The sequence below is a fragment of the Halomonas sp. PR-M31 genome, from assembly GCF_001039575.1.
Lineage (GTDB): Bacteria > Pseudomonadota > Gammaproteobacteria > Pseudomonadales > Halomonadaceae > Modicisalibacter.
The window spans coordinates 16,523-40,452 of sequence record NZ_JIBT01000030.1 but is presented as its reverse complement, the minus strand read 5'-3'; the positions used below and the strand labels follow the sequence as shown (position 1 = coordinate 40,452).

The 23,930-nt window shown below is 58.8% G+C and carries 26 protein-coding genes, 1 other RNA gene and 2 pseudogenes; 11 read left to right on the top strand and 18 right to left on the bottom strand.

What is annotated here, in order from left to right:
• Positions 1-31: 31 nt before the first annotated feature.
• Complete coding sequence (locus CH74_RS09045; RefSeq protein WP_048307134.1) at positions 32-1,012, top strand: extracellular solute-binding protein; 981 nt, start codon at positions 32-34, stop codon at positions 1,010-1,012.
• An 11-nt stretch (positions 1,013-1,023) separates the two neighbouring features.
• Here the strand turns inward: CH74_RS09045 and CH74_RS09040 are convergent, their stop codons facing one another.
• The 3 genes and pseudogenes from CH74_RS09040 to CH74_RS20000 form a co-directional block, all read right to left on the bottom strand.
• Positions 1,024-1,479: a GNAT family N-acetyltransferase gene (locus CH74_RS09040; protein WP_048307133.1), complete on the bottom strand. Its 456-nt coding sequence runs from the start codon at positions 1,477-1,479 to the stop codon at positions 1,024-1,026.
• Positions 1,480-1,509: 30 nt separating this feature from the next.
• A complete protein-coding gene (locus CH74_RS09035; protein WP_048307132.1) occupies positions 1,510-2,214 on the bottom strand; it encodes a GNAT family N-acetyltransferase in 705 nt (234 codons plus the stop codon).
• Positions 2,183-2,335 (bottom strand): annotated as a pseudogene (locus CH74_RS20000) (rhodanese-like domain-containing protein); the annotation flags it as partial. The pseudogene CH74_RS20000 and the gene CH74_RS09035, both read right to left, overlap by 32 nt.
• A 320-nt stretch (positions 2,336-2,655) precedes the next feature.
• Between CH74_RS20000 and CH74_RS09030 the strand changes: the two are divergent.
• Complete coding sequence (locus tag CH74_RS09030) at positions 2,656-3,285, top strand: GNAT family N-acetyltransferase (protein WP_048307131.1); 630 nt, start codon at positions 2,656-2,658, stop codon at positions 3,283-3,285.
• Here CH74_RS09030 and CH74_RS09025 read toward each other — a convergent pair.
• The 11 genes from CH74_RS09025 to CH74_RS08980 all read right to left on the bottom strand — a co-directional run bounded on the left by CH74_RS09025 (position 3,275) and on the right by CH74_RS08980 (position 10,430).
• Complete coding sequence (locus CH74_RS09025; RefSeq protein WP_048307130.1) at positions 3,275-4,129, bottom strand: SDR family oxidoreductase; 855 nt, start codon at positions 4,127-4,129, stop codon at positions 3,275-3,277. The two genes, CH74_RS09030 and CH74_RS09025, sit on opposite strands and share 11 nt — an antisense overlap.
• A gap of 104 nt (positions 4,130-4,233) precedes the next feature.
• Positions 4,234-5,238: an aspartate carbamoyltransferase catalytic subunit gene (locus CH74_RS09020; RefSeq protein WP_253273017.1), complete on the bottom strand. Its 1,005-nt coding sequence runs from the start codon at positions 5,236-5,238 to the stop codon at positions 4,234-4,236.
• A gap of 19 nt (positions 5,239-5,257) precedes the next feature.
• Entirely contained in the window at positions 5,258-5,755 is a 498-nt protein-coding gene (gene pyrR / locus CH74_RS09015) for a bifunctional pyr operon transcriptional regulator/uracil phosphoribosyltransferase PyrR (RefSeq protein ID WP_367379106.1), read from the bottom strand.
• A 23-nt stretch (positions 5,756-5,778) separates the two neighbouring features.
• The gene (ruvX, locus tag CH74_RS09010) at positions 5,779-6,234 is read right to left on the bottom strand and encodes a Holliday junction resolvase RuvX (protein WP_048307129.1); all 456 of its coding nucleotides are present in this window, start codon (positions 6,232-6,234) and stop codon (positions 5,779-5,781) included.
• Positions 6,234-6,791: a YqgE/AlgH family protein gene (locus CH74_RS09005; protein ID WP_048307128.1), complete on the bottom strand. Its 558-nt coding sequence runs from the start codon at positions 6,789-6,791 to the stop codon at positions 6,234-6,236. Before CH74_RS09005 ends, ruvX begins: the two co-directional genes overlap by 1 nt.
• 14 nt (positions 6,792-6,805) lie before the next feature.
• Positions 6,806-7,009, bottom strand: a complete 204-nt coding sequence (locus CH74_RS18780; RefSeq protein ID WP_172656320.1) for a TonB family protein — start codon at positions 7,007-7,009, stop codon at positions 6,806-6,808.
• Positions 6,993-7,697 (bottom strand): hypothetical protein, encoded by a 705-nt coding sequence (locus CH74_RS18775; protein ID WP_172656319.1) that lies wholly within the window; start codon positions 7,695-7,697, stop codon positions 6,993-6,995. The genes CH74_RS18780 and CH74_RS18775 overlap by 17 nt, the downstream gene beginning before the upstream one ends.
• A gap of 24 nt (positions 7,698-7,721) precedes the next feature.
• Positions 7,722-8,678 (bottom strand): glutathione synthase, encoded by a 957-nt coding sequence (gene gshB, locus CH74_RS08995; protein ID WP_048307127.1) that lies wholly within the window; start codon positions 8,676-8,678, stop codon positions 7,722-7,724.
• Positions 8,679-8,744: 66 nt separating this feature from the next.
• On the bottom strand, positions 8,745-9,470 hold the full coding sequence (locus tag CH74_RS08990; protein ID WP_048307126.1) for a 16S rRNA (uracil(1498)-N(3))-methyltransferase: 726 nt from the start codon (positions 9,468-9,470) through the stop codon (positions 8,745-8,747).
• A 5-nt stretch (positions 9,471-9,475) separates the two neighbouring features.
• Positions 9,476-9,964: a protein-export chaperone SecB gene (gene secB, locus CH74_RS08985; RefSeq protein ID WP_048307125.1), complete on the bottom strand. Its 489-nt coding sequence runs from the start codon at positions 9,962-9,964 to the stop codon at positions 9,476-9,478.
• A gap of 43 nt (positions 9,965-10,007) precedes the next feature.
• Entirely contained in the window at positions 10,008-10,430 is a 423-nt protein-coding gene (locus tag CH74_RS08980) for a rhodanese-like domain-containing protein (protein WP_048307124.1), read from the bottom strand.
• Between the two features lie 205 nt (positions 10,431-10,635).
• Between CH74_RS08980 and gpmI the strand changes: the two genes are divergently transcribed.
• The 3 genes from gpmI to CH74_RS08965 all read left to right on the top strand — a co-directional run bounded on the left by gpmI (position 10,636) and on the right by CH74_RS08965 (position 14,653).
• On the top strand, positions 10,636-12,210 hold the full coding sequence (gpmI, locus tag CH74_RS08975) for a 2,3-bisphosphoglycerate-independent phosphoglycerate mutase (RefSeq protein ID WP_048307123.1): 1,575 nt from the start codon (positions 10,636-10,638) through the stop codon (positions 12,208-12,210).
• Positions 12,211-12,218: 8 nt separating this feature from the next.
• Positions 12,219-13,370: a murein hydrolase activator EnvC gene (locus tag CH74_RS08970; RefSeq protein ID WP_048307122.1), complete on the top strand. Its 1,152-nt coding sequence runs from the start codon at positions 12,219-12,221 to the stop codon at positions 13,368-13,370.
• A gap of 83 nt (positions 13,371-13,453) precedes the next feature.
• A complete protein-coding gene (locus CH74_RS08965; RefSeq protein WP_301280851.1) occupies positions 13,454-14,653 on the top strand; it encodes a S41 family peptidase in 1,200 nt (399 codons plus the stop codon).
• Positions 14,654-14,755: 102 nt separating this feature from the next.
• Here CH74_RS08965 and CH74_RS08960 read toward each other — a convergent pair whose 3' ends face one another.
• Entirely contained in the window at positions 14,756-15,985 is a 1,230-nt protein-coding gene (locus tag CH74_RS08960) for a UbiH/UbiF/VisC/COQ6 family ubiquinone biosynthesis hydroxylase (RefSeq protein WP_048307121.1), read from the bottom strand.
• 249 nt (positions 15,986-16,234) lie between these two features.
• On the opposite strand from CH74_RS08960, the pseudogene CH74_RS08955 reads away from it, so the two are divergent.
• Positions 16,235-17,388 (top strand): annotated as a pseudogene (locus CH74_RS08955) (nucleobase:cation symporter-2 family protein); the annotation flags it as partial.
• Positions 17,389-17,757 (top strand): hypothetical protein, encoded by a 369-nt coding sequence (locus CH74_RS18970; RefSeq protein ID WP_253273016.1) that lies wholly within the window; start codon positions 17,389-17,391, stop codon positions 17,755-17,757.
• 43 nt (positions 17,758-17,800) lie between these two features.
• Here the strand turns inward: CH74_RS18970 and ubiH are convergent, their stop codons facing one another.
• Both ubiH and CH74_RS08945 read right to left on the bottom strand, forming a co-directional pair.
• Entirely contained in the window at positions 17,801-19,006 is a 1,206-nt protein-coding gene (ubiH, locus tag CH74_RS08950; RefSeq protein ID WP_048307120.1) for a 2-octaprenyl-6-methoxyphenyl hydroxylase, read from the bottom strand.
• 165 nt (positions 19,007-19,171) lie between these two features.
• Positions 19,172-19,744, bottom strand: a complete 573-nt coding sequence (locus CH74_RS08945; protein WP_048307119.1) for a UPF0149 family protein — start codon at positions 19,742-19,744, stop codon at positions 19,172-19,174.
• A 150-nt stretch (positions 19,745-19,894) separates the two neighbouring features.
• On the opposite strand from CH74_RS08945, the gene CH74_RS08940 reads away from it, so the two are divergent.
• The 3 genes from CH74_RS08940 (at position 19,895) to CH74_RS08935 (ending at position 21,087) form a co-directional block, all read left to right on the top strand.
• Positions 19,895-20,197 carry a cell division protein ZapA gene (locus CH74_RS08940; RefSeq protein WP_048307172.1) on the top strand — a complete coding sequence of 101 codons (303 nt, stop codon included), beginning with the start codon at positions 19,895-19,897 and terminating at the stop codon, positions 20,195-20,197.
• Between the two features lie 57 nt (positions 20,198-20,254).
• Positions 20,255-20,439: non-coding RNA, 6S RNA (ssrS, locus tag CH74_RS18230), on the top strand.
• Positions 20,440-20,472: 33 nt separating this feature from the next.
• Complete coding sequence (locus CH74_RS08935; RefSeq protein ID WP_156181447.1) at positions 20,473-21,087, top strand: 5-formyltetrahydrofolate cyclo-ligase; 615 nt, start codon at positions 20,473-20,475, stop codon at positions 21,085-21,087.
• Positions 21,088-21,590: 503 nt separating this feature from the next.
• On the opposite strand, the gene ilvA is transcribed toward CH74_RS08935, so the two are convergent.
• Entirely contained in the window at positions 21,591-23,105 is a 1,515-nt protein-coding gene (ilvA, locus tag CH74_RS08930) for a threonine ammonia-lyase, biosynthetic (protein WP_048307118.1), read from the bottom strand.
• A gap of 132 nt (positions 23,106-23,237) precedes the next feature.
• Here ilvA and rpiA point away from each other — a divergent pair, with 132 nt between their 5' ends.
• The gene (gene rpiA, locus CH74_RS08925; RefSeq protein WP_048307117.1) at positions 23,238-23,915 is read left to right on the top strand and encodes a ribose-5-phosphate isomerase RpiA; all 678 of its coding nucleotides are present in this window, start codon (positions 23,238-23,240) and stop codon (positions 23,913-23,915) included.
• Positions 23,916-23,930 lie beyond the last annotated feature (15 nt).

The window sequence follows — 23,930 nt, the reverse complement described above, 5'->3', positions numbered from 1 at the left end:
CGAAGCGTGTAGACAAAAAGAGGTTTAAGGAATGAACACTCGTCTGTATTCATTGAGCAAGCAGCTTGGAACTGGCCTGCTAGCCCTGTCGTTTGCTACCGCCGCCTTGGCTGCCTCCGTGCAGCCCCCTTGGAGCGAAGCACGTCCCGACGGCTACGCTTTTCACGTCCCGGGTATCGATAACGCCCCGGATCTGCACGGGGACGTCAACGATCCCCAGCTGGTGATCTTCTTTGCCGGCAATCAGTACATGGTGGTCAATGAACTGTTGCAGGCCTTCAAGAAGGCGCACCCTGATTATCAGCGCGTATTTGCCGAAACCCTGCCGCCTGGCAAGCTGGTCAATCAGATCGAGAATGGCGCTCTGGTATTCGGTAACATGCGCATCCATCTGAAACCGGACATTTTCACTGCCGGCAGCGGCCGGGTCGAGGATCTGCAAAAGCAGCGCGGCTGGTTCGCCGAGACCCGGCCCTACGCCCGCAACCGCCTGGCGATCATGACCTACAAAGGCAATCCCTATGAAGTAGAGAACTGGGAAGATCTGGCTCAGGCGGGTCTATCGGTGTGCATGCCAGATCCGGAATTCGAGGGCATCGCAGAGCACGCCATCATTCCTGCCCTGGAAGAAGCAGGCGGAAAAGCCTTGGTTAGTGAGATCTATCAAGAGAAGGTAAACGACGGCAGTGCCTTCAAGACCGTCATACATCATCGCCAGACGCCGCTACGTATCATGCAGAAAAAATGTGACGCGGGCGCCGTGTGGTACACCGAGGCCAAGTTCCACGGGCAGATGAAAAACCATGCCATCTCTCTTGTCGAAATTCCCGATACGGAAAACAAAACGGCCACCTATGTGGCGGCCCGCATGAAAGATGCACCTCACGAAGAGGCAGCCAAGGCGTTCATGGACTTTCTGACCGGCCCGGAGGGACAGAAAATCTACAGCAAGTACGGTTTCATGCCACCGGACGCTGCCGCCAAAAAAGATGATCGACAAAACAGTGAATGAAAGCTGCTCGCCTACTTGTCTTGGTTCAGCGGCAGTGAATAGTGCTCGAACGCGGTGATCTTCTGCCAGCCCAAAGACTCGTAAAGCGCCTTAGCGGCGTGATTCTCGACTTGGGTAGCAAGACGCATCTCATCAACGCCGTTCGCCTCACAATGAGCGCGAGCGGCCTTGAGCAAGGTCCTGCCAACCCCGTCCCGACGTGCTTTCTCGATGACGAATAGATCATTGAGGATCCAGCGCGTTCCCAGGCGCACCGTGTTGAGCGTTGGAAACAGCTGAGTGAATCCCAACGGCCGACCCTGCTCATCAACGGCCAGCAGAATCACCGAATCGCTGCGCTCTAAGCGCGCCTGCAGGAAGTCCCGCGCCCGCTGGGAGTCGGGGGGCTGCTTGTAGAATTCGCGATAGCCTTCAAGAAGTGGGAGCACCGCATTGAGATCTTCCGCTACTGCCTGTCGGATATGCATACAAAAGCTCTTAAAAGGAGAAAAGTAGCGTTACTTTAACGCGATTGTCAGCGACGTCAGCGACTGACGCTGTTTTCCCTCGGCATCAAAATTGTTCGGCGCCAGCCAGGTTAAAAAGGCCTTCTTGAGCGCCGGCCATTCCTTGTCGATGACCGAGAACCAAGCCGTATCGCGATTATGACCTTTGATCACCGCAGCTTGACGAAACACCCCTTCGAAGGTGAAACCTAGTCGCGCCGCTGCCCGAAGCGACGGCTCGTTGAGCGCATCGCACTTCCACTCGTAGCGTCGATAGCCCCGCGCAAAAGCATCGCGCATCATCAGAAACATCGCCTCGGTGGCCGCCGGACGGCGCTGGAGCCGCGGTGATAAATTGATGTGCCCTACCTCGATGGTGCCATGCCCAGGTGCTATGCGCAGAAAGCTCGCCACTCCAGCGGCGTCCTGGGTATGTGCATCGACAATGGCAAAGAAGAAAGGATCCTCCGATTCGGCCATGTTTGTTAACCAAGCGCGGTAGGACGCTGTCTCGGCGAAAGGACCATAGGGTAGATAGGTCCAGTTATGCTCAGCACCCGGCAGATTCATGGCCCCCCATAGCGCATCGCCGTGATGCTCCGCCGATAAAGGCTCGATTCGGCAGAAACGGCCTTGCAGCACAACCCGCGCCGGTAGTTTTGCACCATGCCAATCGGGTACGGCCTCACCGATTGGCCAATCTCTGTTGGCGTTCATATGTTGAGCTATCCTTTACGCCCGTACCAAGGCACGGTAAATTCCAGACCCCTGAAATATGCCCGGCACGATACTTTTCAGTCGATCGTACATCGATTATTGCCAACGACTCGATGCCATTGACCTGATCCTTCGCAAGATCCCAGGCATCTCAGTGGTAACACAACTTGGCGAGCTTGCGGCACTGGATGCAGTGCGGTCGTTTACCCCGGCGTGCCGGCGCTCGATCTATTTCCCCATGCGCTCTGGCATCCGCTGATACAGCGTCATCTTCGTAAAACACTGGACGCTTGGCTCAACTACCAAGACGAGGGAGGTGTTCGCGCATTACGAGAGGCCGTCTTCAATTGCGTAAGGCTGTCATGTTCGGTCAAATGGTATTGATCGTAAACGGCGCTCAGCAGGCGTTGTCAGCGCTATCTCGGCTCGAAGGTGATTCGAATGAGCAATCACATTTCATTGCTGGGTGTCGAGGAAGCAGCTCTCGGCGCTAAGTTACTCGCTTTGGGAATGCGCGATAATCCACTGCATGTTCAGGTGTTCGGTGAAAACGCCAAAAAGCGTGAACAGGCGCTGCACCGTATGTTCACGCCCTTTCTGCGTCATCAAGCAAGAAAAAAGGCACTTCTAGGCGTTTGGCAAGAGAACGAACTTCTCGGTCTATGCGGCTTTGCGCCACCGGGAAAATGCCAGACAACGTTCAGCAACAAGCTCGAACTGGCACCGCCAATTCTGCGCGGTGCGGGGCTGCAAGGCGCTTGGCGCATCCTGCGCTGGACGCGCGTCTGGGCGAGATGGGATTACCAGCAGCCCCACTGGCATCTAGGGCCGCTGGTAGTTCATCCATGCCACCAAGGGCAAGGAATCGGAAGCAGCCTGGTTGAAGCATTCTGTTGCTATGTCGATGAAGACGATGCCCTGGCCTACCTGGAAACCGACATGCTGGACAACGTGCGGCTGTATCGTCGTTTCGGCTTTACCGTGGTTGGCACCCAGCAAGTGCTGGGTGCCCGCAACTGGTTCATGCTGCGCGACAGGCAGCCCTGCATGACCGAGAGGACTATGTATTGAGCACCACCCCGCCATTGAGATGCAGCGTCTGGCCGGTCATGTAGGAGGATTCCTCGCAGGCCAGATACACGTAGGCCGGGCCCATCTCGCTGGGTTGGCCGGCGCGGTTCATGGGCACCTGGCCACCGAAGGATTCGACCTTCTCCTCGTCGAAGCTTGCCGGGATCAATGGCGTCCATACCGGCCCTGGGGCCACGGCGTTGACGCGAATACCCTTGTCCACCAACGAGACCGCCAGGGAGCGCATGAAGGCCTGAATGGCGCCCTTGGTTGTACTGTAGTCGATCAGGGTGTTGTTGCCCTTGAAGGCATTGATCGAGGAGGTGGCGATGATGGTGTCGCCTTCTTCCATGTGCGGCAGGGCTGCCTTGGCCATGTAGAAATGGCTGTGGATGTTGGTGGCGAAAGTGCGATGCCACTGTTCCTCGGGGATCTGAGTGACATCTTCCCAGTCGTACTGCTCGGCGGCGTTGTTGACCAGGATGTTGAGCTTGCCGAATTCTTCCAGGGTCTTGTCGACGATCTCGCGGCAGAAGGTCGAATCGCCCACGTCGCCTTTCAAAATGAGACAGCGCCGGCCTTCCGCCTCGACCAGGGCGCGGGTGTCCTCGGCGTCGCGATCCTCGTCAAGATAGGCCAGCACGCAGTCGGCGCCTTCCCGGGCAAAGTGCAGGGCCACGGCGCGGCCGATGCCGCTGTCACCGCCAGTGATGATGGCGACCTTGTCCTTGAGCTTGTCGGCGCCGCGATAGCTGTCTCGAATGAACTTAGGCTCCGGGCGCATGGCATGCTCGTCACCGGGCTGCTTGTCCTGCTCCTGCGGGGGGAAATGTTCGTCTGCCATGTGCGTCACTCCTGTGGTGCACTGAATTTGATGCGGCGTCGTTTTTCATCGCCGACTTCGTTCATCCATGAAGATAGTCGATGTTCATCGGCATGAACAAGGCATCAGGACGCTCGCTGGCGGGCGCGACTCCGAGTCTGCCCGCTGACCGCCATGGACAGCACCGCCATGCGCACCGCAATGCCGTTGGTGACCTGATCGAGAATCACTGCGCGAGGCCCGTCGGCCACGGCGGATTCGATCTCGACGCCGCGATTGATCGGCCCCGGATGCATGACGATGGCCTCGGGATGCGCCCAGGCCAGGCTTTCCTGAGTCAGACCATAGTGGCGATAAAACTCGTTTTCAGAGGGCAGCAACGCGCCATCCATGCGCTCTTTCTGCAGGCGCAGGGCGATCACCACGTCAGCATCCTGCAAGCCTTGCTCCAGCTGCGTAAATACCCGACAGCGCCAGTCCTCCACGTCTACCGGCAAAAGGGTCCGCGGCGCAACGACGCGAATCTCCGCTGCGCCCAGGGTATTGAGGGCCAGCACCTGGGAGCGAGCCACCCGAGAGTGCAGAATATCGCCGATGATTGCGACCTTGAGATGCTCGAAGGCGCCTTTGTGTCGGCGAATGGTCAGCATATCGAGCATTGCCTGGGTCGGGTGGGCGTGGCGACCGTCGCCGGCGTTGATGATCGCCACATTCGGCGTCACCTGGCTGGCAATGAAATGAGCGGCGCCGGAATCCGGATGACGCACCACGAAGGCATCCGCCTGCATGGCCTCGAGATTGTTCAGGGTATCGAGCAGGGTCTCGCCCTTGGCGGTAGAGGAGGTCTTGATATCCAGATTGAGCACGTCTGCGGAGAGGCGTTTGGCGGCAAGCTCGAAGGTTGCCCGGGTGCGGGTGGAGTTCTCGAAGAACAGATTGGCCACGGTGCGCCCACGCAGCAGGGGGACTTTCTTGACCTGGGCGTCCTGCACGCCCCGAAAGCTGTCCGCAGTGTCGAGGATCTCCGTGAGCAGCTCCCGGGATAGCCCCTCGATGTCGATGAAATGACGCAGGCGGCCATCGCTTGTGAGCTGCACCCGGGCAGCGGCAGAGGAAGCAGAATCGATCACGGGGTCTCCCGAGTATGCGTTACCAATGAGAGAGAAAGCGGTTCCGGGCCGGAAAGCTTGACCCGCTCGCCGGCGGGCAGATCGAGACGCGCGCCGCACACATCCGGCTGTATCGGTAGCTCGCGTCTGGGCAGAGAAACCAGCGCGGCCAACAGTACCCGGCACGGCGCCCGTAGTCGAACAGCTCATTGAGGGCGGCGCGAATGGTGCGTCCGGACATCACCACGTCGTCCACCAGCACCAGATCCCGCTCATCCACGTCGAAAGGCAGGTGACTTGCGCGAATGGCGTCCGGCAAGCCCTGATGGCTGAAGTCATCCCGCCAGAAACCGATATCCAGTGTACCCAGCGGCGTGGGCAGAGCCAGGCGTTGATGTAGGGCATCGGCGATCCAGGCACCGCCGGTATGAATGCCCACCATGGCAAGGCGCTGACGATCCAGATCATGCTCATCGATGATCGTCTCGAGATCGGCGATCATGGCATCGAGCAGCGGTGGAATGTCGGGAAGTGACATCTGCGTAGTCCTTGTACAAAATATTACCGATAGGATTCGCGGCCCGGCAGCCCCTCCCGGTGTGCGAACCAGCCTTCGAGAATCAGCTGGGCGGCCAGTCCATCGACACTCTCTTCGCGGTAATTGCCACGGTGCCCTGCTTCTCGAGCGATCGATTTGGCTTCCCGCGTGGAGCCCCGCTCGTCGACCATCTCACAGGGCTTGCCGAAGCGCCCATAAAGCCGCTTGCCGAACTTGCGTGCCCGGATACTCATTTCGGATTCGCTACCATCCATGTTCAGCGGCAGTCCGACGACGAACAGATCCGGCCCCCATTCCTCGATCAGTTTCGAAACAATGTTCCAGTCCGGAATACCGTCTCGCGCCGGCAGCGGGTCAAGAGCCGTGGCGCTGGCCAGGAACTCGTGCCCCACCGCGACCCCAATGCGCCGAGTGCCAAAGTCAAAGGCCAGTATCTGGCGGTTGCCTTCGGCGGCCATTAGCTATGGCCGGCCTGACTGGTCATTAGGATAAGATCGACCCCGAGAATGCCGGCAGCGGCGTTCAAACGCTGCTCCGGGGGCAGATCGAAAAGCACCCCGGGCTGGGCCTCGACGGTCAGCCAGGTGTTGTCCAGAAGCTCCTTCTCGAGCTGGCCCGCTTCCCAGCCGCAGCAGCCCAGACAGACCAGGAACTTCTCCGGTCCCTTGCCTGCGGCAATGGCCTGGAGCATGTCCATGGAGGTGGTCAGGGCGATGTCTTCCGCCACCTGCAGGCTAGAATCCCAGGGCTGACTGCTGCCGTGATGCAAAATGAAGCCGCGATCCTTGTGGGTCGGGCCGCCATAGTGCACAGGCATATTACGAAACGGACATTCAGACGCATCGAGCTCGAGCTGTTCGAGCAGGTTGTCGAGAGTCAGCTCCAAGGGATGATTGACGATGACCCCTATGGTGCCATTGTCGTCATGATCACACAGATAACTCAGACTGCCGGCAAAATGGGGGTCTTCAAGATGCGGCATCGCCAGTAGAAAATGATTGCGAAAGCTTTGCATATGCCTCCCTGGCGTCAATGCACGCCATAGCTATTGCCTTTCCCGAAGCGCCAGGTCCGCGTGATGGTCAAGCTGTCGCGTTCTCCCATCCCCCGGTCGAAGGGGCGATAGGGGGCGGCGCCTTGTACCGCCTTCATTGCGGCCTGGTCGAGTTCGGAATGTCCTGAGGATTGTATCACCTCTGCCTGGCGCAACTGACCATCACGACCGATTACCACGCGAATGCGCAGTTGACCATCCAGGCGCCTGCGCTGGATAATGGCGATTGCCGTAGGTTTCGACCCGTCGCGTCCAGGCATCGATATAGCGGGTTTGCGCAGCCCGCCGGGCGTTTTGATGCTGTGTGTCGCCACTATCATAGGAAGAAGAGGATGCAGTGAAGCCTTGCTGACGCACGCTTTCACCGGCCTGGGCCAGGAGCGCTCGACCGCTGGGCGCTGACTCCGACTGGGTTGGCGGGGGCTTCGGTGCTGTCGGCTGGGGGTCAGGCTTTGAGGGCGGCGCCGGTTCTCGAGCGGGTTCAGGCGTCGGCGCCACTTCCGGCGGCGGGGGCTTCTCAGGCAAAGGCTTAGAAGCGGGGTCGAGAACGGAATCCGTTGGCGCAGGCGCTTCCGGGGCTGCTGGCGCGTTCGCTTTCTCAGGCTCGGGGGGCGAGGCCGGTGTCTCTAGGATTGTCGACGCGGCCTCGGTAACCATCCTGGCCGCACCGGACTCGACGGCGGACTGTGTGACAAGCGTCACATCAAGGCTCGTTGGCGCCTGGATCGGAGGCTTCGGCGCTAACTGCCAATGACCCAATACACCGATGAACAAGGCATGCAGCAGCAGCGCCAGACTCCAGGCAAACAGCGTGTGGTGACGTCGACCGACAGAGGTTCTGGACGAATGATCGATGGTTACCGCCATGGCCGTGTTCTTGAATCCTCCCGCTCACCCCAAGCGACGCAGGATAGCGTCCATCAGCAGGCCGGCGATGTCTGTGCCGCGCTGATCGTCGATCTCACGCACGCAGGTCGGACTGGTGACGTTGATCTCGGTAATGTAGTCGCCGATCACGTCGAGTCCGACAAACATCAAGCCCTTGGCAATCAAGGTCGGCCGCACCTGTTCCACCAGCCAATGGTCCCGCTCGGTCAGCTCACGGCTGATGCCTTGAGCGCCGGCCGCCAGATTGCCTCGGGTCTCGCCGGCCATGGGCACTCGCGCCAGGCCGTAGGGCACCGGCTCGCCGTCGATCAGGAGAATGCGGGTATCGCCGTCCTTGATTTCGGGAATGTAGCGCTGGGCCATGATCTGGCGCTGGCCGCGTTCGCTGAGCTGCTCGATCACCGCACCGAGATTGCGCCCCTCCGGACCGATCTGGAAGATGCCGCTGCCGCCCATGCCATCCAGGGGCTTGAAGATCACGTCGCCGTGTTCGGCGTGAAAAGCGCGCAGGACACGATCGCTGCGAGACACGACGCAAGGCACGCTGCACTGGGGAAACTGCTGGGCAAAAAGTTTTTCGTTGCATTCCAGCAGCGCCTGGGTCGGGTTGACGATCAGCACCCCTTCCCGCTCGGCAAACCCAAGTAGATAGACCGTGTTGATGAAATGATCGTCCACCGGCGGGTCCTTGCGCATCAGGATCACATCAAGATCCGTCAGCGGCGTTGCTTTTGGTTCTCCCAGCCGATACCAGTGCTCGGGATCGCGAAATACCTCGAGATCCCGCAGTTGCGCCATGGCTCGGCCGTTGCCCAGGAAGAGATCCTGCTGCTCCATGTAATGCAGTGACCAGCCGCGGTCCTGAGCGGCCCACAGCATGGCCAGGGAAGTATCCTTCTTGTAGGTGATAGCGTCGATGGGATCCATCACCACACCGATCTTGAGGGCGCGTTGACTCATTGTTCACTCTTTGAAGGGGAATGATGCGTACCAGTATGAACTAGCGCCGAGGTCGAAACCAAGACGTTAAAGATCGCCGAAGTAGTGCTGCAGCAGGCTCAACGCGACCACCGGAGCGGTTTCGGTGCGCAGGATACGGGGGCCGAGGGTCAGCGCCGTGAAGCCGGCATGCTGAGCGCGGATGATTTCTTCTTTGGAAAGTCCGCCTTCCGGGCCGATCAACAAGGCCGCCTTGCGAACATCGGCGGTCTCGCGCCAGGGGGATTCTGCGGCCGGATGCAGTACCAGCCGCAGGACCTCGTCTCGCTCCGCCAGCCAATCTTCCAAGGGGCGAGGAGGATGTATCTTGGGCACGGTGGCGCGCCCGCACTGCTCACAGGCGCTGATTGCCACGCCCTGCCAACGAGCGTGCTTCTTCGCCTCGCGCTCGCCCTTCAAGCGCACATCGCCATGCTTGGTGTGCAGCGGGGTAATCTCGGCAACACCCAGCTCGACGGCCTTCTGGATGGCGTAATCCATGCGATCGCCCTTGGACACCGCCTGGCCAAGATGCACCGCAAGTGGCGACTCGTTGCGACCTGGCGAGACGCTATCGACCCGTGCCAGGACGCGCTTGCGACTCACCTCAACGAGCACGGCCGTAGCCTCATGGCCACGGCCGTCGAACAACGCAAGCGTAGCGCCTTCCCGCTGACGCAGCACCGTTACCACATGCCGCGCCGCGCCTTCGGGTAGAAGTACGTCACTGCCCGGTTCGAGGAGCGCATCGACATGGATTCGCGGATCGCCCATTGCCGTTACTGGGTGCTATCGCTACCTTCGGTCTGGCGCTGTTTCTTCTGGGCATACATGGCTTCGAAATTCACCGGCGCCAGCATCAATGGAGGGAAGCTGCCCCGGCTGACCAGATTGTCGATGCACTCCCGGGCATAGGGGAACAGCACGTTGGGGCAGAAGGCGCCCAGGGTATGATCCAGCTGATCGCCTTTAAGCCCGGTGATGCGGAACAAACCACCCTGTTCGATCTCCGCCAGAAAGCAGGTGTTGCCTGTCTCGCTATGATTGATCTGAGCGGTCACCTTGACGACCACCTCATAGAGATCTTCCGAGACCTGGGTGCTGTGAGTGCCCAGATCAACGCTGACCTTGGGTTTGAAGGCTTCCTGGAACACCTGGGGCGAATTCGGTGATTCGAACGAGATGTCCTTGATGTAGATGCGCTGTAGCGCAAACTGCAGCTGCTGCTGATCCTGGCCCTGTGCGGCCTGGTTGTTCTCTTCCGCCATGATGTAGTCCTCTACGAAATTGTGTGAACGCTCAGAAAGAAATTTATTTCTTTCTGACCACCGGCAGATTGTCGGCCTGCCACTGCGCCATCCCGCCCTTGAGTTTGGATACCCGCTCGAACCCGGCCTTGGTCAGCTTGGCCACAGCGATGCCGGAGGATTGGCCCTGTTTGCAGACGACGATGATCGGCTTGCCCTTGAACTTCTCGAGCTCTTTCATCCGATCGTCGAGTTTGCTCTGAGGGATATTCCGCGCACCGGCAATATGGCCGGTCTTGAAATCGTTGGCGTCGCGAATGTCTATGACAGCGGCGTCCTCACGGTTGATCAAGGTGGTAGCCTCACTGGCATCGACACCGTGATTACCCCGCTTGAACTCGTAAGCAAGCCAGGCCGCAAGTACTGCTATGAAGGCACCCACTAGCAGTGGATGATTCTGAATGAATTCGAACAGCTGATCGATCATGGGTCCAGGTAACTCTTGTTGAAGTCGGCCCCTGTTGTCGGGCGGCGCCTAGTATACACAAGCCTTGGCTCTGCGTCCGTCATGCTGTGACTGTGACGCCTGAAGGCCCCTACGGTATGATAGCGCCAGAAAATAGATGTCACGAAATGGTTGCGCAGCCCATGAGGCGTGCGGCGAACCCCGATGATTCAACGCGAGGCCATGCATGTCTGATACTCATACTTCCCGCCCACGTCCGATAGCACTGATCATTCTCGACGGCTACGGCCACAGCGACAACCCCGAACACAACGCCATTCTCGCGGCGAACACCCCGGTGATGGATGGCCTAAAAAAACGCTATCCCAGCGGCTTGATATACACCGATGGCAAATACGTCGGCCTGCCCCAGGGGCAGATGGGCAACTCCGAGGTCGGCCACATGAACCTGGGCGCGGGGCGTATCGTTTATCAGGATTTTACCCGCATCACCAAGGCTATCGAGGACGATGAGCTGGATAGCATCAGCGCCCTAACGGACCCAGTCGACGCAGCGATAAAGGCCGGTCGTGCAGTACATCTGCTGGGCCTGCTTTCCCCGGGCGGCGTGCATAGCCATGAAGATCATATTCTAGCCATGGCGGAACTGGCAGCCCGTCGTGGCGCCAAGAAAATTTATGTGCACGCCTTTCTCGATGGCCGTGATACTGCGCCTCAAAGCGCTCAAGGCTCTATTGAACGTACCGATGCCAAGCTCGCCGAGCTGGTCGGCCGAGAAAATGGCTTCGTCGCCTCGATCGTCGGGCGTTACTTCGCCATGGATCGTGACAATCGCTGGGACCGGGTCGAGCAGGCCTATCGTGTGATTACCCAAGGCGACGGCGAGCATAGTGCCGACGACGCTGAAGCGGGCCTCTCCGCCGCCTATGAACGTGGTGAGACCGACGAGTTCGTCACCGCCACCAGCATTCGTCCATCCGGCCAGGCCATCGTGATGGCGGACGGTGATGCCGCCATCTTCATGAACTTCCGCGCCGATCGCGCTCGAGAACTGACCCGCGCCTTCGTCGAAGACGACTTCGACGGTTTCAATCGCCAGGTACGCCCCAAGCTTGCCGGTCGTGGCCTGGTGACGTTGACCCAGTACGCCGCGGATATTCCCGCGGACTGCGCCTTTCCCCCATCCGGTCTACACAACACCCTGGGTGAAGTAGTCGCCAATCGCGGCCTGACCCAACTGCGTATCGCGGAAACCGAGAAGTACGCTCACGTCACTTTCTTCTTCTCAGGTGGCCGCGAAGAGGAATATGCCGGCGAGACCCGGGAGCTGATTCCGTCACCCCAGGACGTCAAGACCTATGACGAAAAGCCGGAAATGAGCGCGGTGGAAGTCACCGACCGACTCGTCGCGGCCATCGACGCGGACAGTTTCGATCTGATCGTGTGCAACTACGCCAACGGCGACATGGTGGGCCACACCGGCGACTTCGATGCGGCGGTCAAGGCGGTAGAAGTACTCGATGAGTGCGTCAAGCGGGTAGTGGAAGCCATCGAGCGCGCGGGCGGCGAGTGTCTGATCACCGCTGATCATGGCAACGCCGAACAGATGGTCAACCCTGACACAGGAGCCCCCCAGACTGCCCACACCACCTTCGAGGTGCCGCTGATCTACGTTACCCAGCGCAAGGCCACCTTGAAAGAAGGCGGACGCCTGTGTGATATCGCCCCGACCTTGCTGGCCATGATGGACGAAGCAATCCCAGACGAGATGACCGGCGACGTGCTGGTCGACTATTCCTAAGTTCGGTGATGCCAGGTAGTCGTCGTTCTACGCTCGCACTCGCTTGCCTGCTGCTGCTTGCCCAGGGCCATTCACTGGCCCTGGCGCAGACCAGTGAGCGCCAGGCCGAAGCGCAGGTGGATGCCATCAGCCGTGATATCCAGGCACTGACCAAGCGCCTGGAGAGCACCCGGGAGGCCCGCAGCGATGCCAGCCAAGAGCTTGAAGAGGTCGAGACGGCGCTTGCCGACACTCACGAGCGCCTTGACAAGCTGCAGGCCGAACGACGCAGCCTCGATGAAGCGATACAGACGCTCGAGCAGCGCCGCCGAGTACTGCAGCGCGAACGGGAGGAACAGCGCCAGGCTCTGGCGACGCAGATTCAGGCACTCTATCGGCTGGGCCATTCGCCCCAGCTCAAGCTACTGCTCAATCAGGATGAGCCGGCACGTCTCGATCGACTGCAGACCTATCTCAATCGTCTTTCCCAGGCGCGCAACGAACGTATCGATGCCCTCGCCCGCCTGGATACGCAGTTGGCTGAGAATCGCACCTCATTGAGCCAGCGACAAGAACGCCTGAATGACCTAATGGGAGAGCTTGAAACCCAAAGCGCGGCGCTGGTCAAACGTACCCGGGAACGGGAAGCGCTACTTGCCGAGCTCGACGCCCGCTATAGCGACGAAAAGGCACGTCTATCCAAGCTCGACGAGGATCGAACCCAGGCCGAACGCATGCTCGAGCAGGTGCGTGAAGAGCTCAAGCGTCTCGACGAACCGCCGCCTTCCACTGCTATCGCTGACACCAAGGGCACGCTGCCCTGGCCGGTACAGGGGAAAATACTTTCCGCTTTCGGCGACGGCGAAGGGGTCAATCGTAACGGTCTAGTCATTGCCGCCGCGGAAGGCACTGTCATTAAAGCCATCCACCCAGGCCGGGTGGTATTCGCCGACTGGATGCGCGGTTTCGGTAATCTGCTGATTCTCGATCATGGCGACGACATCATGTCGCTCTATGCTCACGTCCAGCGTTTCGATGTCACCTTGGGCGAGCAGGTCGGACGCAACGACACCATCGCGGCCGTGGGCAATACCGGCGGTCGCTCGCGCACGGCGCTCTATTTCGAAGTGCGACGTGGCGGCAAGCCAATCAATCCGCGCCAATGGATCGGGCAACGCTGATGACTTGCATTCGACGAGATGTAGCGCCGCCTTTACGGTGACGCTATGCTGACCCCTTTGTTCGCTGCGATATGAGAAAGAATATGCGTCTGCCTCGCTTGATCCGGCTACTTCCCTTCTTGTTGATCGGCCTGTCGCCGGCGGTCTTCGGCACTTCTGAACAGCAGACCGATGATGACCTGCCCGTGGCGGACATCCAGACCTTCGCCGAGGTATTCGAGCGTATCAAGCGCGCCTACGTCGATGAGGTGGACGACTCGACCCTGCTGCGCAATGCCATGCGCGGCATGCTGGGTGAGCTCGATCCCCACTCGACCTATCTATCCAGCAAGGATTTCAAGGCGCTACGCGAATCCACCGAGGGCGAATTTGGTGGTATTGGCATCGAAGTCGGCCTGCAGGACGGGCAGCTTACGGTCATTGCCCCCATCGACGACACGCCGGCAGCCCAGGCGGGTCTTCAACCGCGAGACGCTATCCTGCGTATCGATGGCGAGATCACCGATCGACTCTCCCTTGAAGAAGCAGTGACGCTGATGCGTGGCGATCCAGGCTCCGAGATCGACATCACCATTCTGCGCGAAGGCGAGAACTCACCGCGTACCGTCACCTTGACCCGAGAGATCATTCGAAACGAAAGCGTGAAGAGCGAAATGCTCGAGCCTGGCTACGGCTATCTGCGTATCAGCCAGTTCCAGAACGGTACCGGCCAGCAGGTGCGAGACGCCCTGCAGAACCTATCCAAGAATGCGCCCTTGGAGGGTCTGATCCTGGATATGCGCAACAACCCGGGCGGCGTGCTCGATAGCGCCATCGAAGTGGCGGACGCCTTTCTCGATAGTGGCCTGGTGGTGTACACCGAGGGGCGACTTCCGGACAGCGACATGCGCTTCAGTGCCACACCTACTACCGCTGCCCCAGACGTGCCCATGGTGGTTCTCATCAACGGCGGCAGCGCCTCGGCGGCGGAAATCGTGGCCGGCGCCCTGCAGGATCAGCGCCGTGCCGTGATCATGGGAACTACCAGCTTCGGCAAGGGCTCGGTACAGCAAGTCATGCCTCTGGGTAACGGCGATGGCGTGAAGCTAACCACCGCACTTTACTTCACCCCGGATGGCCGCTCGATCCAGGCCCAGGGCATCGCCCCGGACGTGGAGGTGGTACGGGGTCGTCTGGAAGTTGCCGAAGGCAACGACTTCGGCATTCGCGAATCGGACCTCAGCGGGCGCTGGCCAACCCCAATGGTAGCCAGGCGCCGCGAACAGCCAGCGGCGAGCCGGTAAAGGATTACCAGCTGGGTGAAGCCTTGAACCTGCTCAAGGCGCTCAATGTGCTCGAGCGACGGCCGTCTCAGACGCCGCAGTGACCCATTCTCGTCTCTACAATTAGCGACAGCTCGTCGGCAGGCGCCCCCGCTCGCCGATGGCCTGGCGCATTATCACGCGTTTGAGCGGCAGCAGACGATCGACGCTGGATAGTCCAACATTGCGTGCCAGGCGCAGGGCCGGGTGGTCGGCGCCGAACAGCATGCGAAAGCCGTCCATCAGCGCCAACATGGTCGTGTTGTCGCCCCGGCGTCGACGTGCGTAGCGGGAAAGAATGCGTAAATCACTCAGCTCGGCCCCACGTCTGCGTGCCTCGATCACCTCTTCCGCGAGCACTGCGGCATCCATAAAACCCAAGTTGACCCCTTGACCCGCCAAAGGGTGAATACTGTGGGCAGCGTCGCCTATCAGAGCAAGCCCTTCTTCCACGTAGTGACTGGCATGGCGTTGAACCAGTGGCATGGTGATTGCATCATCGATGACCTCGGCCTTTCCCAGACGATGCTCGAAAGCGCTTGCCAGGGCATCGCTCAATTCGTCACGAGATAGATTGCTCAGACGTTCGGCTTCTTGCGGGGTCGTCGACCAAACAATGGAGCAATAGTGCGCGTCACCGTCGATGGTGACTGGCAAAAACGCCAAGGGTCCGGTAGGTAGGAAAATCTGTCGAGCGACAGCGCCGTGAGCGTGTTCGGTACGCACCGTGGTGACAAGCGCCGTCTGGCCGGTCTCATGAGCGCGCACCTCAATACCCGCCAATTCTCGCAGTTGAGAACGCGCGCCATCCGCGGCAACGACCAGGGGCGCCATGAAACGGCGTCCATCGGCCAGTATCAAGCGGCGTCCAGTGCCCGTTGTCTGTAGCGCATCGATGCGCGCTTCAAATATCTGGGTAACGCTGGGTAGCTCTGCCAGACGTGCCTCAAGGGCCGCCAGCATCACTTCGTTTTCGACGATATGCCCAAGCATCGGCGTACCGGCCTGATCCGCATCGAAGGAGATGCTGCCGCTGCCCTCCGCCTCCCAGACCTGCATGCCTGTATAGGGCGTCACTCGTTGCAGCGCTGGCCACACCTTGAGTCGCTCCAGTAACCGCTGGCTGACCGGTGTCACGGCACTGACTCGTGGCGCAGGTTGGCCTTTGCCTACACGCTCTACGTCGAGCGCCTTGGGGCGCGCATCGAGTACGCTGACGGCAAGGCCGGCGTCGCCAAGTAGCGCTGCCAGGGAGGCACCCACGAGGCCACCACCCACGATCACGACTTCTGTTCGCTCCTGCCCTTCCTGCATTGCGTCACTCCTTTTCTGCGTTGCCGTGCCTTGTGAATAAACCTCTTTCCGCCTAAAGGACAACATACCATGCCCCCATAGCCGGGTAACGTGACGCAGCCTGGTATCGGCATCATGGATTCGATGACATTAACTCACAAATATTTTATGGAAATTACTTCCATTCGATGCTTGATTGTATACATGATGAAGCCAAATCGTACTCAACATGTATAGCGAGCAGACAAAAACAATTGCGAGGCAATTGATATGAGCACAATGACCAAGGATAAGGCACAAAATACTTCACCAAAGCGCCCTGAAGACGAAAATCTGGGGTTGGGCGCCAACATTGCCTATGGGTTGCAGCACGTACTCACCATGTATGGCGGTATCGTTGCCGTCCCTCTCATCATCGGCCAGGCAGCGGGACTGTCCCCCTCGGATACCGGCGTGCTGATCGCGGCCGCCTTGTTCATGGGCGGTGTCGCCACACTCTTGCAGACACTGGGACTGCCGTTCTTCGGTTGTCAGCTACCGCTGGTGCAAGGTGTCTCCTTCGCCAGTGTCTCGACCATGATCGCTATTGTCGTTGCCGGCGGCGGCCTGCCGGCGGTATTCGGCGCGGTCATGGCCTCGGCGGCCATCGGCTTTCTCATTGCGCCGGTTTTCTCCAAGGTGATCAAGTTTCTGCCGGCGGTGGTGACCGGCACCATCATCACGACCATCGGCTTGACGCTCATGCCGGTGGCTGCCCGCTGGGCCATGGGCGGCAACAGCCAGGCAGCGGATTTCGGCAGCATGGCAAACATCGGTCTGGCGGCATTTACCCTGCTGCTGGTACTGGTGCTCAGCAAGGTAGGGGTTGCTGCCATTTCTCGGCTATCGATCCTGCTGGCCCTGGTGCTTGGCACGCTCTTCGCAAGCTTCGTCGGCATGGCGGATTTCTCCGCCATTGGCGAAGGTCCAATCTTCGCGCTGCCCATGCCGTTTCACTTTGGAGTGCCGACGTTCGAGATCCCCGCCATCATCTCGATGCTGATCGTGGTGGTGGTCATCCTCACGGAAACCACTGCGGATATCATCGCGGTAGGTGAAATCGTCGATACCAAGGTAGATTCCAAGCGGATTGCCGACGGTCTGAGAGCCGACATGGGCTCTAGCGTCCTGGCTCCTATTTTCGGCTCCTTCACTCAAAGCGCCTTCGCCCAGAACGTAGGGCTCGTGGCCGTGACCGGTGTCAAGAGCCGCTACGTGGTAGCCGCCGGCGGCGTCATTCTAGTGACACTTGGTTTATTGCCGATCATGGGTCGAGTCATTGCTGCCGTACCCACGGCGGTTCTAGCGGTGCCGGACTCGTGCTTTTTGGTACCGTGGCTGCCAGCGGCATCCGTATCCTGGCCAGGGTCGAGTATCGCAACAACATGAACCTGATCATCGTGGCCACGTCTCTCGGTTTCGGCATGATCCCGATTGCAGCACCGAGCTTCTACGAGCATTTCCCGACCTGGTTCGAGACCATTTTCCATTCCGGTATCAGTTCCGCGGCCATCATGGCGATCCTGCTCAATCTGCTGTTCAACCATATGTCTTTCGGCAATACAGATCAGTCCTCGGTGTTCGTTGCCGGCACGGATCGTATCCTGTACCGCAGTGAAGTCGAGGCGTTGAACGAAGGAGATCACTTCGTGGACGGCAGATTGTTCGACGCAGAAGGGGTGGAAGTGCCGATCATTGAGAAAGATGGCACCGTAACCACTGACAACCCCGCATCCGACAAACCTGCAGGGTAAATTCGCTGACCCTCGGATCGGTGTCTCGATCCGAGGGTCGGTTTCAACGTTCCAGTCCCATGGCCCGCCGTGCCAAGGTACGGCGTAACGGTCCCGTCAGATTGAGTCCAACCAGCCCGCCTGCCCGTGCGTGGGAAAGCATCGGATGGGTAATGCCGAACAGGCGAATCAGTCCATCGCTGAAACGAATCACGTTACGTCGATCCTTCGCGCGACGTGCCTCAAAGTCTTGCATGATGGCCATATCTCCGGGACCACGCCCTTCTGAAAACCCTTTCTCTAGAGTGCTTACAAGATCCATGACGCCTCTCAAGGCCAGATTGAAGCCCTGTCCTGCTACCGGATGGAGGGCATGGGCCGCGTTCCCCAATACTGCAAGCCCTGGACGCACTACCTCTTCTGCCGTAACCAATGAAAGCGGATAGGCGTGACGACGCCCTACACGACGAAAACGTCCGGCTCGTTCGCCGAAGACCTGCTGCAGACGGGTCAAGAACTCCGCATCACCGAGTGCCAGAGTCTCCTCCTCCATGCCGCTTGCATGGGTCCAGACCAGCTCCATGCGATCTCCGCCGAGTGGCAACAGCGCCAAGGGGCCATTCTTGGTGAAGCGCTCGAAGGCAACCCCGCGATGCGGCTTACTGACTTCAAGATTGGCAATGACCGCCGATTGTTCATAAGGAACTTCTTGACTGGCAATCCCTAGCTGCTCCTTGAGCCCGGAGCGGCCGCCATCCGCCAGCAAGGTCAATGCCGCCGTGATTTCATGACCATCCGAGAGTACCAGCCGATGGCCATTGGCTTGAGGCGCAATGTGTTCAACCCTGGCCGGGCAGTGCCAATCGAGTTCGAGCTCGGCCAATCGTGCATGCAGCACCTGTCCCATCCAGGCATTGGGCAATACATAGCCCAATGCTTCGACCCCAAGTTCTTCGGCAGTGAGTCGAGTGGCCCCCAAACGGCCCTGCTCACTGATATGGATGAGTGAAATGGGCTGGGCCTGGCGAGCCATATCCGGCCACACACCCAGGGTTTGAAAATGCCAGCGTGAGCCTTGAGCGATGGCGCTGGCTCGCGCATCGAAGCTGGGCTGGTAGCTTTCGGGATCGGCCTTGGGCAAGGCTGCTGCCTCGATTACCGCGACCCGCAGCCCTTGCCGCTGTATTAACGGAGCAAGTGCGCATCCCAGACTGGCGCCGACCAGTCCGCCGCCGATAATAGCAATATCCACTTTATTTCCATGGGCCATGACGAGCTCCGTGTAAACTTTGAATTTTATTACGTAATTTACGTATTGGCTTTTATATTAGCTAAATTGCTATTAGATCTGGCCATTGATGGCTTCATTTATAGCGCCTTGTCTCAAGAATTGCGCAGAGACTCACGATACATGCGACTCATCGTTGTCATCGTTCTACTGCACTTCGTGTTGTTCCACTTGGGGTCGTCCGGGATGTTGTTCGGTGTAAAGCAGCATGGCAGCCATGCGCGCATGTTCGGACAAGGCGAAAAGGTCGTTCTCATTGTCAGCACCCTCATCAAGTGCCAGCTCATCGATGCTCGTCAATTCTTCTAGGTCTTCGAGAGCTTCACGCAGATTGGATGACCAGGCATCTCGCGTCTCGCTGCCGACTTCACTAACTACCTCGAGAAAACCAAGCGTCCATTCCTTGAGACCCCGGGCACGTTCGGCCAGGGAAAAAAGATCATCGGGAAGCAGCGGTTCGTAATTGAGTTCCGGCGCGGAAAGCGCCTGCAAGGTTTGACGGCGCCAGTCCAATAATACCTGGGCATCGTCGCGGTCTCGGGGCTGCTCGACGCCCAGAGCGGCACTGATTTCTTCCAGCCACTGCTCCGCTGTCAAATCATGAAGCGATAGCTCAGCGCCCAGACGTCCATCGAGAAAAGCCGGTGACTGCAGACTGCCGTGGGCGAGAAACACGTTGGCAACGCTTGAGAAGTCCTGCTGGTCGTTGATGATGGACATGTAGGCTCCATGAATATTGATGAAAGAGAACGGATCGACGAGCGTGATCTGAGTTGCGTTGACCGCCTTATGCCGCCTCTCTATAGTGGCTCGAAATTGCTTTCATATTATCCTACCGGGTCGATCTTGGCCCACACCTCGGAGCCCGACATGACGGATGCCACACGGCCAACGACCGAGATTACGCTGCTGGGACGCTCTTACATCATCGCCTGCCCGCCGGACCAGGAGGATGAACTCAACCGGGCGGCACGCTATCTCGATCGTGCCATGCACGGTATTCACTCCCGAGGCAAAGTGCTGGGAGCAGAGAAGATCGCCATCATGGCGGCACTGAACATTACCCATGAATTGCTGCGTTCAATGGAAGAGCGACGCGAAGATGAAGCTAGCCTGAGTCGATTGAATGCACGTTTGGGACAAGCCCTCAGTAATGTCGAACAAGGACGTTAGAAGTCCAATAATCCAAACAGCCCTTTGGGCCTGCCGTCGGCTCTGTTAAGATTGAGTCGTTCCCTGGGATGTACGCCAGTCGTTATAGTCCCTCGAGCCTATGCGCAGTACCCAGGGGGCCAATTGCTAGACAGACCCGTGTGCATGTCCGTGCGACGGAAAGCCTGACGGTCTGTCTGCGGCCACCCACCTTGAACCAGTGGGTTCAAGGGCCAGAACGGCAGCGGCATTCTGGGGAACTCTCTATTTGCACCATTTGATTGGTAATATCCGCCTTGTCTGATTCAACGGCCTTACAGCATCAGCGCAAGGCGTTACGTCGTGAGCTACGTCACCGACGGCGTTCATTGTCAAAACGTGAGCAGCGCTTGGCCTCCCTGGCGCTATGTAATCAGCTGCGCCGCCTGCCGGAAGTTCAGCGTGCTCGTCGTATCGCGCTTTATCTGCCCAATGATGCCGAGATAGATGCCACCCCGCTGTTGGATTGGTTTCAGCACCGCGGGGCCAAAACCTATCTACCAGTACTGCGTCCACTTTCCGACAATCGTCTATGGTTCGTGCATTATCATTCAAATACGCCCATGGTAAGCAACCGCTTCGGTATTCGCGAGCCGGATACTCGCCACGGTGCGCATCATGCACGGCGTTTACCCGCCTGGGCGCTGGATTTGGTATTGCTGCCGTTAGTGGGTTTTGATGAAGACGGCAATCGGATGGGCATGGGGGGCGGTTTTTACGACAGGACCTTTGCGTTTGTTCGCCATCGCTATCCTCGTCCACGGTTGATCGGTGTCAGCCACGACTGTCAGCGTGTCGATAGCCTGCCGTTGGCGCCTTGGGACGTCCCGCTGGATGCCATCGTCAGTGATCGGCGCGTCATTCGCCCATGAGGAATTTGAAGGCTGCCTGAAAAACGAAAACCGGTAGACAGCAAGAAGCTATCTACCGGTCTTGAAATCGGATATCACGCGCAGATGCGACGTCGATAGAGGCTGGGCGGTTAGCAATCAACTCCCGACGACAGCTTGAGCATAGCCGGTCGCTACAGTACCCAGTACAAAGATAAGCACCAGCGCCATGATCAGATCAGGTTTACGCTTCATGGCATAATAACTCCAAAAAATTTCACACTACTGCCTTGCTTGGCAGGTTCGACTATAGGTCTACGGAAAAAGAATGACAATATGCTAATCATATTTCTTTTACCGTAGACCTGGAGCAGAAAGCTGTCGGCGTGAGCAACCCTTCATTCATGTTAGGAGGTTGGGAAGGTGCTTGCTGCCTGCTCGCTTTCTGAACACAGAATACGTCTAAAAATGTGAAACAAACGATTGAATAGGCGCTCAAAACTAGTCAATTATCCGTTATAGCCCTAAAACGTCATCAGAGGCTTTCATGCCATAAACAGGCGATAGGCCACGTTGTCACTCTCCTTCCAATAGCGATAGCCGATCTCGTCGAAATGCTTCTCGACATGGCCTCGATCTCCATTGGGAATCTGCATACCCACCAGTACGCGTCCATAGGCCGCGCCATGATTGCGATAATGGAACAAAGAAATATTCCAGTTCGCCGGTAGGTGGGTGAGAAAGTTCATCAGCGCCCCGGGACGCTCGGGAAATTCGAAGCGATAAACCTGTTCGTCGAAATGCTCCCGGGGCCGACCGCCGCCTAAATGACGCGTATGCAGCTTGGCAAGCTCGTTATCGGTGAGATCTTCCACAGGATAATTCGCCTCTTTAAGCTTGCGAATCACCTCCTGGCGATCCTCCCCCCCGGGCTTGACCTGAACCCCGACGAAGATATGTGCCTGCTCCGCGTCGGCATAGCGATAGTTGAACTCGGTGACCATACGCTTGCCGATGATCTTGCAGAATCGCTTGAAGCTTCCCGGGCGCTCCGGGATGGTCACCGCCAGGATTGCCTCGCGCTGTTCACCGAGTTCGGTGCGTTCGGCAATATGCTGCAGGCGATCGAAGTTGGTGTTGGCGCCAGAATTGATGCATAAGAGCGTCTCGCCTTCGGCGCCGCTCTGCTGCACATACTTCTTGAGACCCGCCAGGGACAAGGCACCGGAAGTTTCCGCCACCGCCCGGGTATCCTCGAAAATGTCCTTGACCGCGGCGCACATCTCGTCGGTATTGACGGTAATCACGCCATCGACTAGATCCTGCAGGATAGCGAAGGGCGCCTCGCCGATCTGGGCTACCGCCACGCCTTCCGCGAAAACCCCTACTTCCTTGAGGGTCACACGTTCGCCTGCTTCCAGAGCCGCCTTGAGACAGGCGCTGTCTTCGGCCTCGACGCCAATGACCCTGATCTCCGGGCGCAAATACTTGACGTAGGCCACGACCCCGGCAATCAGGCCACCGCCACCCACCGGCACGAAGATGGCGTCGAGACGCCCGGTATGCTGGCGCAGAATCTCCATGCCCACGGTGCCTTGGCCAGCAATCACATCCGGATCATCGAAGGGTGGCACATAGGTATAACCGTGCTCTGCGATCAGCTCCTGGGCGTGGGTCAGCGCCTCGCTAAAGGCATCACCCCGCAACACGACCTTGGCTCCCCGGGCCCGCACGGCCTGAACCTTGATCTCGGGTGTGATACGCGGCATCACGATGATCGCTTTCACACCCATCAATTTTGCTGCCAGTGCCAGCCCCTGGGCATGATTGCCCGCGGATGCCGCGATTACTCCCTTGGCCTTCTGGGCATCGCTCAGCTGCGCCATGCGGTTGTAGGCGCCGCGAATCTTGAAAGAAAATACCGGCTGAAGATCCTCGCGCTTGATCAGCACCTGATTGTTGAGGCGCCGTGATAAAAACGGGGCGGGGGTAATGGGGGTCTCTCGCGCTGCTTCGTAGACGCGAGCCTGGAGTATCTTCTTGACGGTATCTTCGAGCATCCTGATGTCCTGAAAGTCGAGCAATTCAGCGGCCGAAAGTTCCCGTAGAGGGGATTGCCGAGAGAGTAGCGGTTACCGAGCCGATGGGATCGCCTATAATGGCATTTTTACCCCCGGCCAACGAGTCTTCTCATGAATCAGGACGCGCTCAAGCGTGCGGTGGCCGCTGCGGCCATCGATGAAATTCGTCCTCTGCTTGCCAAGGACACGGTTATCGGCGTGGGCACCGGCTCTACCGCCAATCACTTTATCGACCTGCTGGCCAAGTTACGTCACGATTTTCAGGGTGCAGTGGCCAGCTCTCAGGCGACCGCGGAGCGTCTGAAAGGCCACGGTATTGACGTCTTCGAACTCAATCATGTCGGCAGCGTGCCGGTTTATGTCGATGGCGCGGACGAGATCAACCCGCACCTGGAAATGATCAAGGGGGGAGGCGCTGCCCTGACCCGGGAGAAGATCGTCGCCGCCTGCGCCGAACGCTTCATCTGCATCGCCGACGCTTCGAAGCATGTGTCGGTGCTCGGTGGCTTTCCCCTGCCGGTCGAGGTGATTCCCATGGCCCGCTCCTATGTCGCCCGGGAACTGGTCAAGCGTGGCATCACACCGGTCTATCGGGACGGGGTTGTCACGGACAACGGCAACCAGATCCTCGACTGCTATGAATTTCTGATCGAAGATCCTCAAGCCGTGGAGTCCGATCTCGACAGTATCGTCGGCACAGTGACCAATGGCCTGTTCGCCCGACGTGGAGCGGACGTGCTGCTGCTGGGAAGTGAAAGCGGCGTGGAGCGCCTGACGTACCCGATATAGGCTGTTAAAAGTAAA

Bases quoted from the DNA above. Each gene is read 5' to 3' on its own strand.
- ilvA (WP_048307118.1), bottom strand. From the start codon at position 23,105: ATGCTCGAAGATACCGTCAAGAAGATACTCCAGGCTCGCGTCTACGAA.
- ruvX (WP_048307129.1), bottom strand. From the start codon at position 6,234: ATGGCCGCCGAAGGCAACCGCCAGATACTGGCCTTTGACTTTGGCACT.
- CH74_RS09030 (WP_048307131.1), top strand. From the start codon at position 2,656: ATGAGCAATCACATTTCATTGCTGGGTGTCGAGGAAGCAGCTCTCGGC.
- secB (WP_048307125.1), bottom strand. From the start codon at position 9,964: ATGGCGGAAGAGAACAACCAGGCCGCACAGGGCCAGGATCAGCAGCAG.
- CH74_RS08960 (WP_048307121.1), bottom strand. From the start codon at position 15,985: ATGCAGGAAGGGCAGGAGCGAACAGAAGTCGTGATCGTGGGTGGTGGC.
- gpmI (WP_048307123.1), top strand. From the start codon at position 10,636: ATGTCTGATACTCATACTTCCCGCCCACGTCCGATAGCACTGATCATT.
- CH74_RS18775 (WP_172656319.1), bottom strand. From the start codon at position 7,697: ATGGCGGTAACCATCGATCATTCGTCCAGAACCTCTGTCGGTCGACGT.
- CH74_RS09025 (WP_048307130.1), bottom strand. From the start codon at position 4,129: ATGGCAGACGAACATTTCCCCCCGCAGGAGCAGGACAAGCAGCCCGGT.
- CH74_RS08940 (WP_048307172.1), top strand. From the start codon at position 19,895: ATGACGGATGCCACACGGCCAACGACCGAGATTACGCTGCTGGGACGC.
- CH74_RS08945 (WP_048307119.1), bottom strand. From the start codon at position 19,744: ATGTCCATCATCAACGACCAGCAGGACTTCTCAAGCGTTGCCAACGTG.
- CH74_RS08990 (WP_048307126.1), bottom strand. From the start codon at position 9,470: ATGGGCGATCCGCGAATCCATGTCGATGCGCTCCTCGAACCGGGCAGT.
- CH74_RS18970 (WP_253273016.1), top strand. From the start codon at position 17,389: ATGAACCTGATCATCGTGGCCACGTCTCTCGGTTTCGGCATGATCCCG.
- rpiA (WP_048307117.1), top strand. From the start codon at position 23,238: ATGAATCAGGACGCGCTCAAGCGTGCGGTGGCCGCTGCGGCCATCGAT.
- CH74_RS08970 (WP_048307122.1), top strand. From the start codon at position 12,219: ATGCCAGGTAGTCGTCGTTCTACGCTCGCACTCGCTTGCCTGCTGCTG.
- CH74_RS09045 (WP_048307134.1), top strand. From the start codon at position 32: ATGAACACTCGTCTGTATTCATTGAGCAAGCAGCTTGGAACTGGCCTG.
- pyrR (WP_367379106.1), bottom strand. From the start codon at position 5,755: ATGTCACTTCCCGACATTCCACCGCTGCTCGATGCCATGATCGCCGAT.
- CH74_RS08965 (WP_301280851.1), top strand. From the start codon at position 13,454: ATGCGTCTGCCTCGCTTGATCCGGCTACTTCCCTTCTTGTTGATCGGC.
- CH74_RS09005 (WP_048307128.1), bottom strand. From the start codon at position 6,791: ATGCAAAGCTTTCGCAATCATTTTCTACTGGCGATGCCGCATCTTGAA.
- CH74_RS08980 (WP_048307124.1), bottom strand. From the start codon at position 10,430: ATGATCGATCAGCTGTTCGAATTCATTCAGAATCATCCACTGCTAGTG.
- CH74_RS09035 (WP_048307132.1), bottom strand. From the start codon at position 2,214: ATGAACGCCAACAGAGATTGGCCAATCGGTGAGGCCGTACCCGATTGG.
- ubiH (WP_048307120.1), bottom strand. From the start codon at position 19,006: ATGGCCCATGGAAATAAAGTGGATATTGCTATTATCGGCGGCGGACTG.
- CH74_RS09040 (WP_048307133.1), bottom strand. From the start codon at position 1,479: ATGCATATCCGACAGGCAGTAGCGGAAGATCTCAATGCGGTGCTCCCA.
- gshB (WP_048307127.1), bottom strand. From the start codon at position 8,678: ATGAGTCAACGCGCCCTCAAGATCGGTGTGGTGATGGATCCCATCGAC.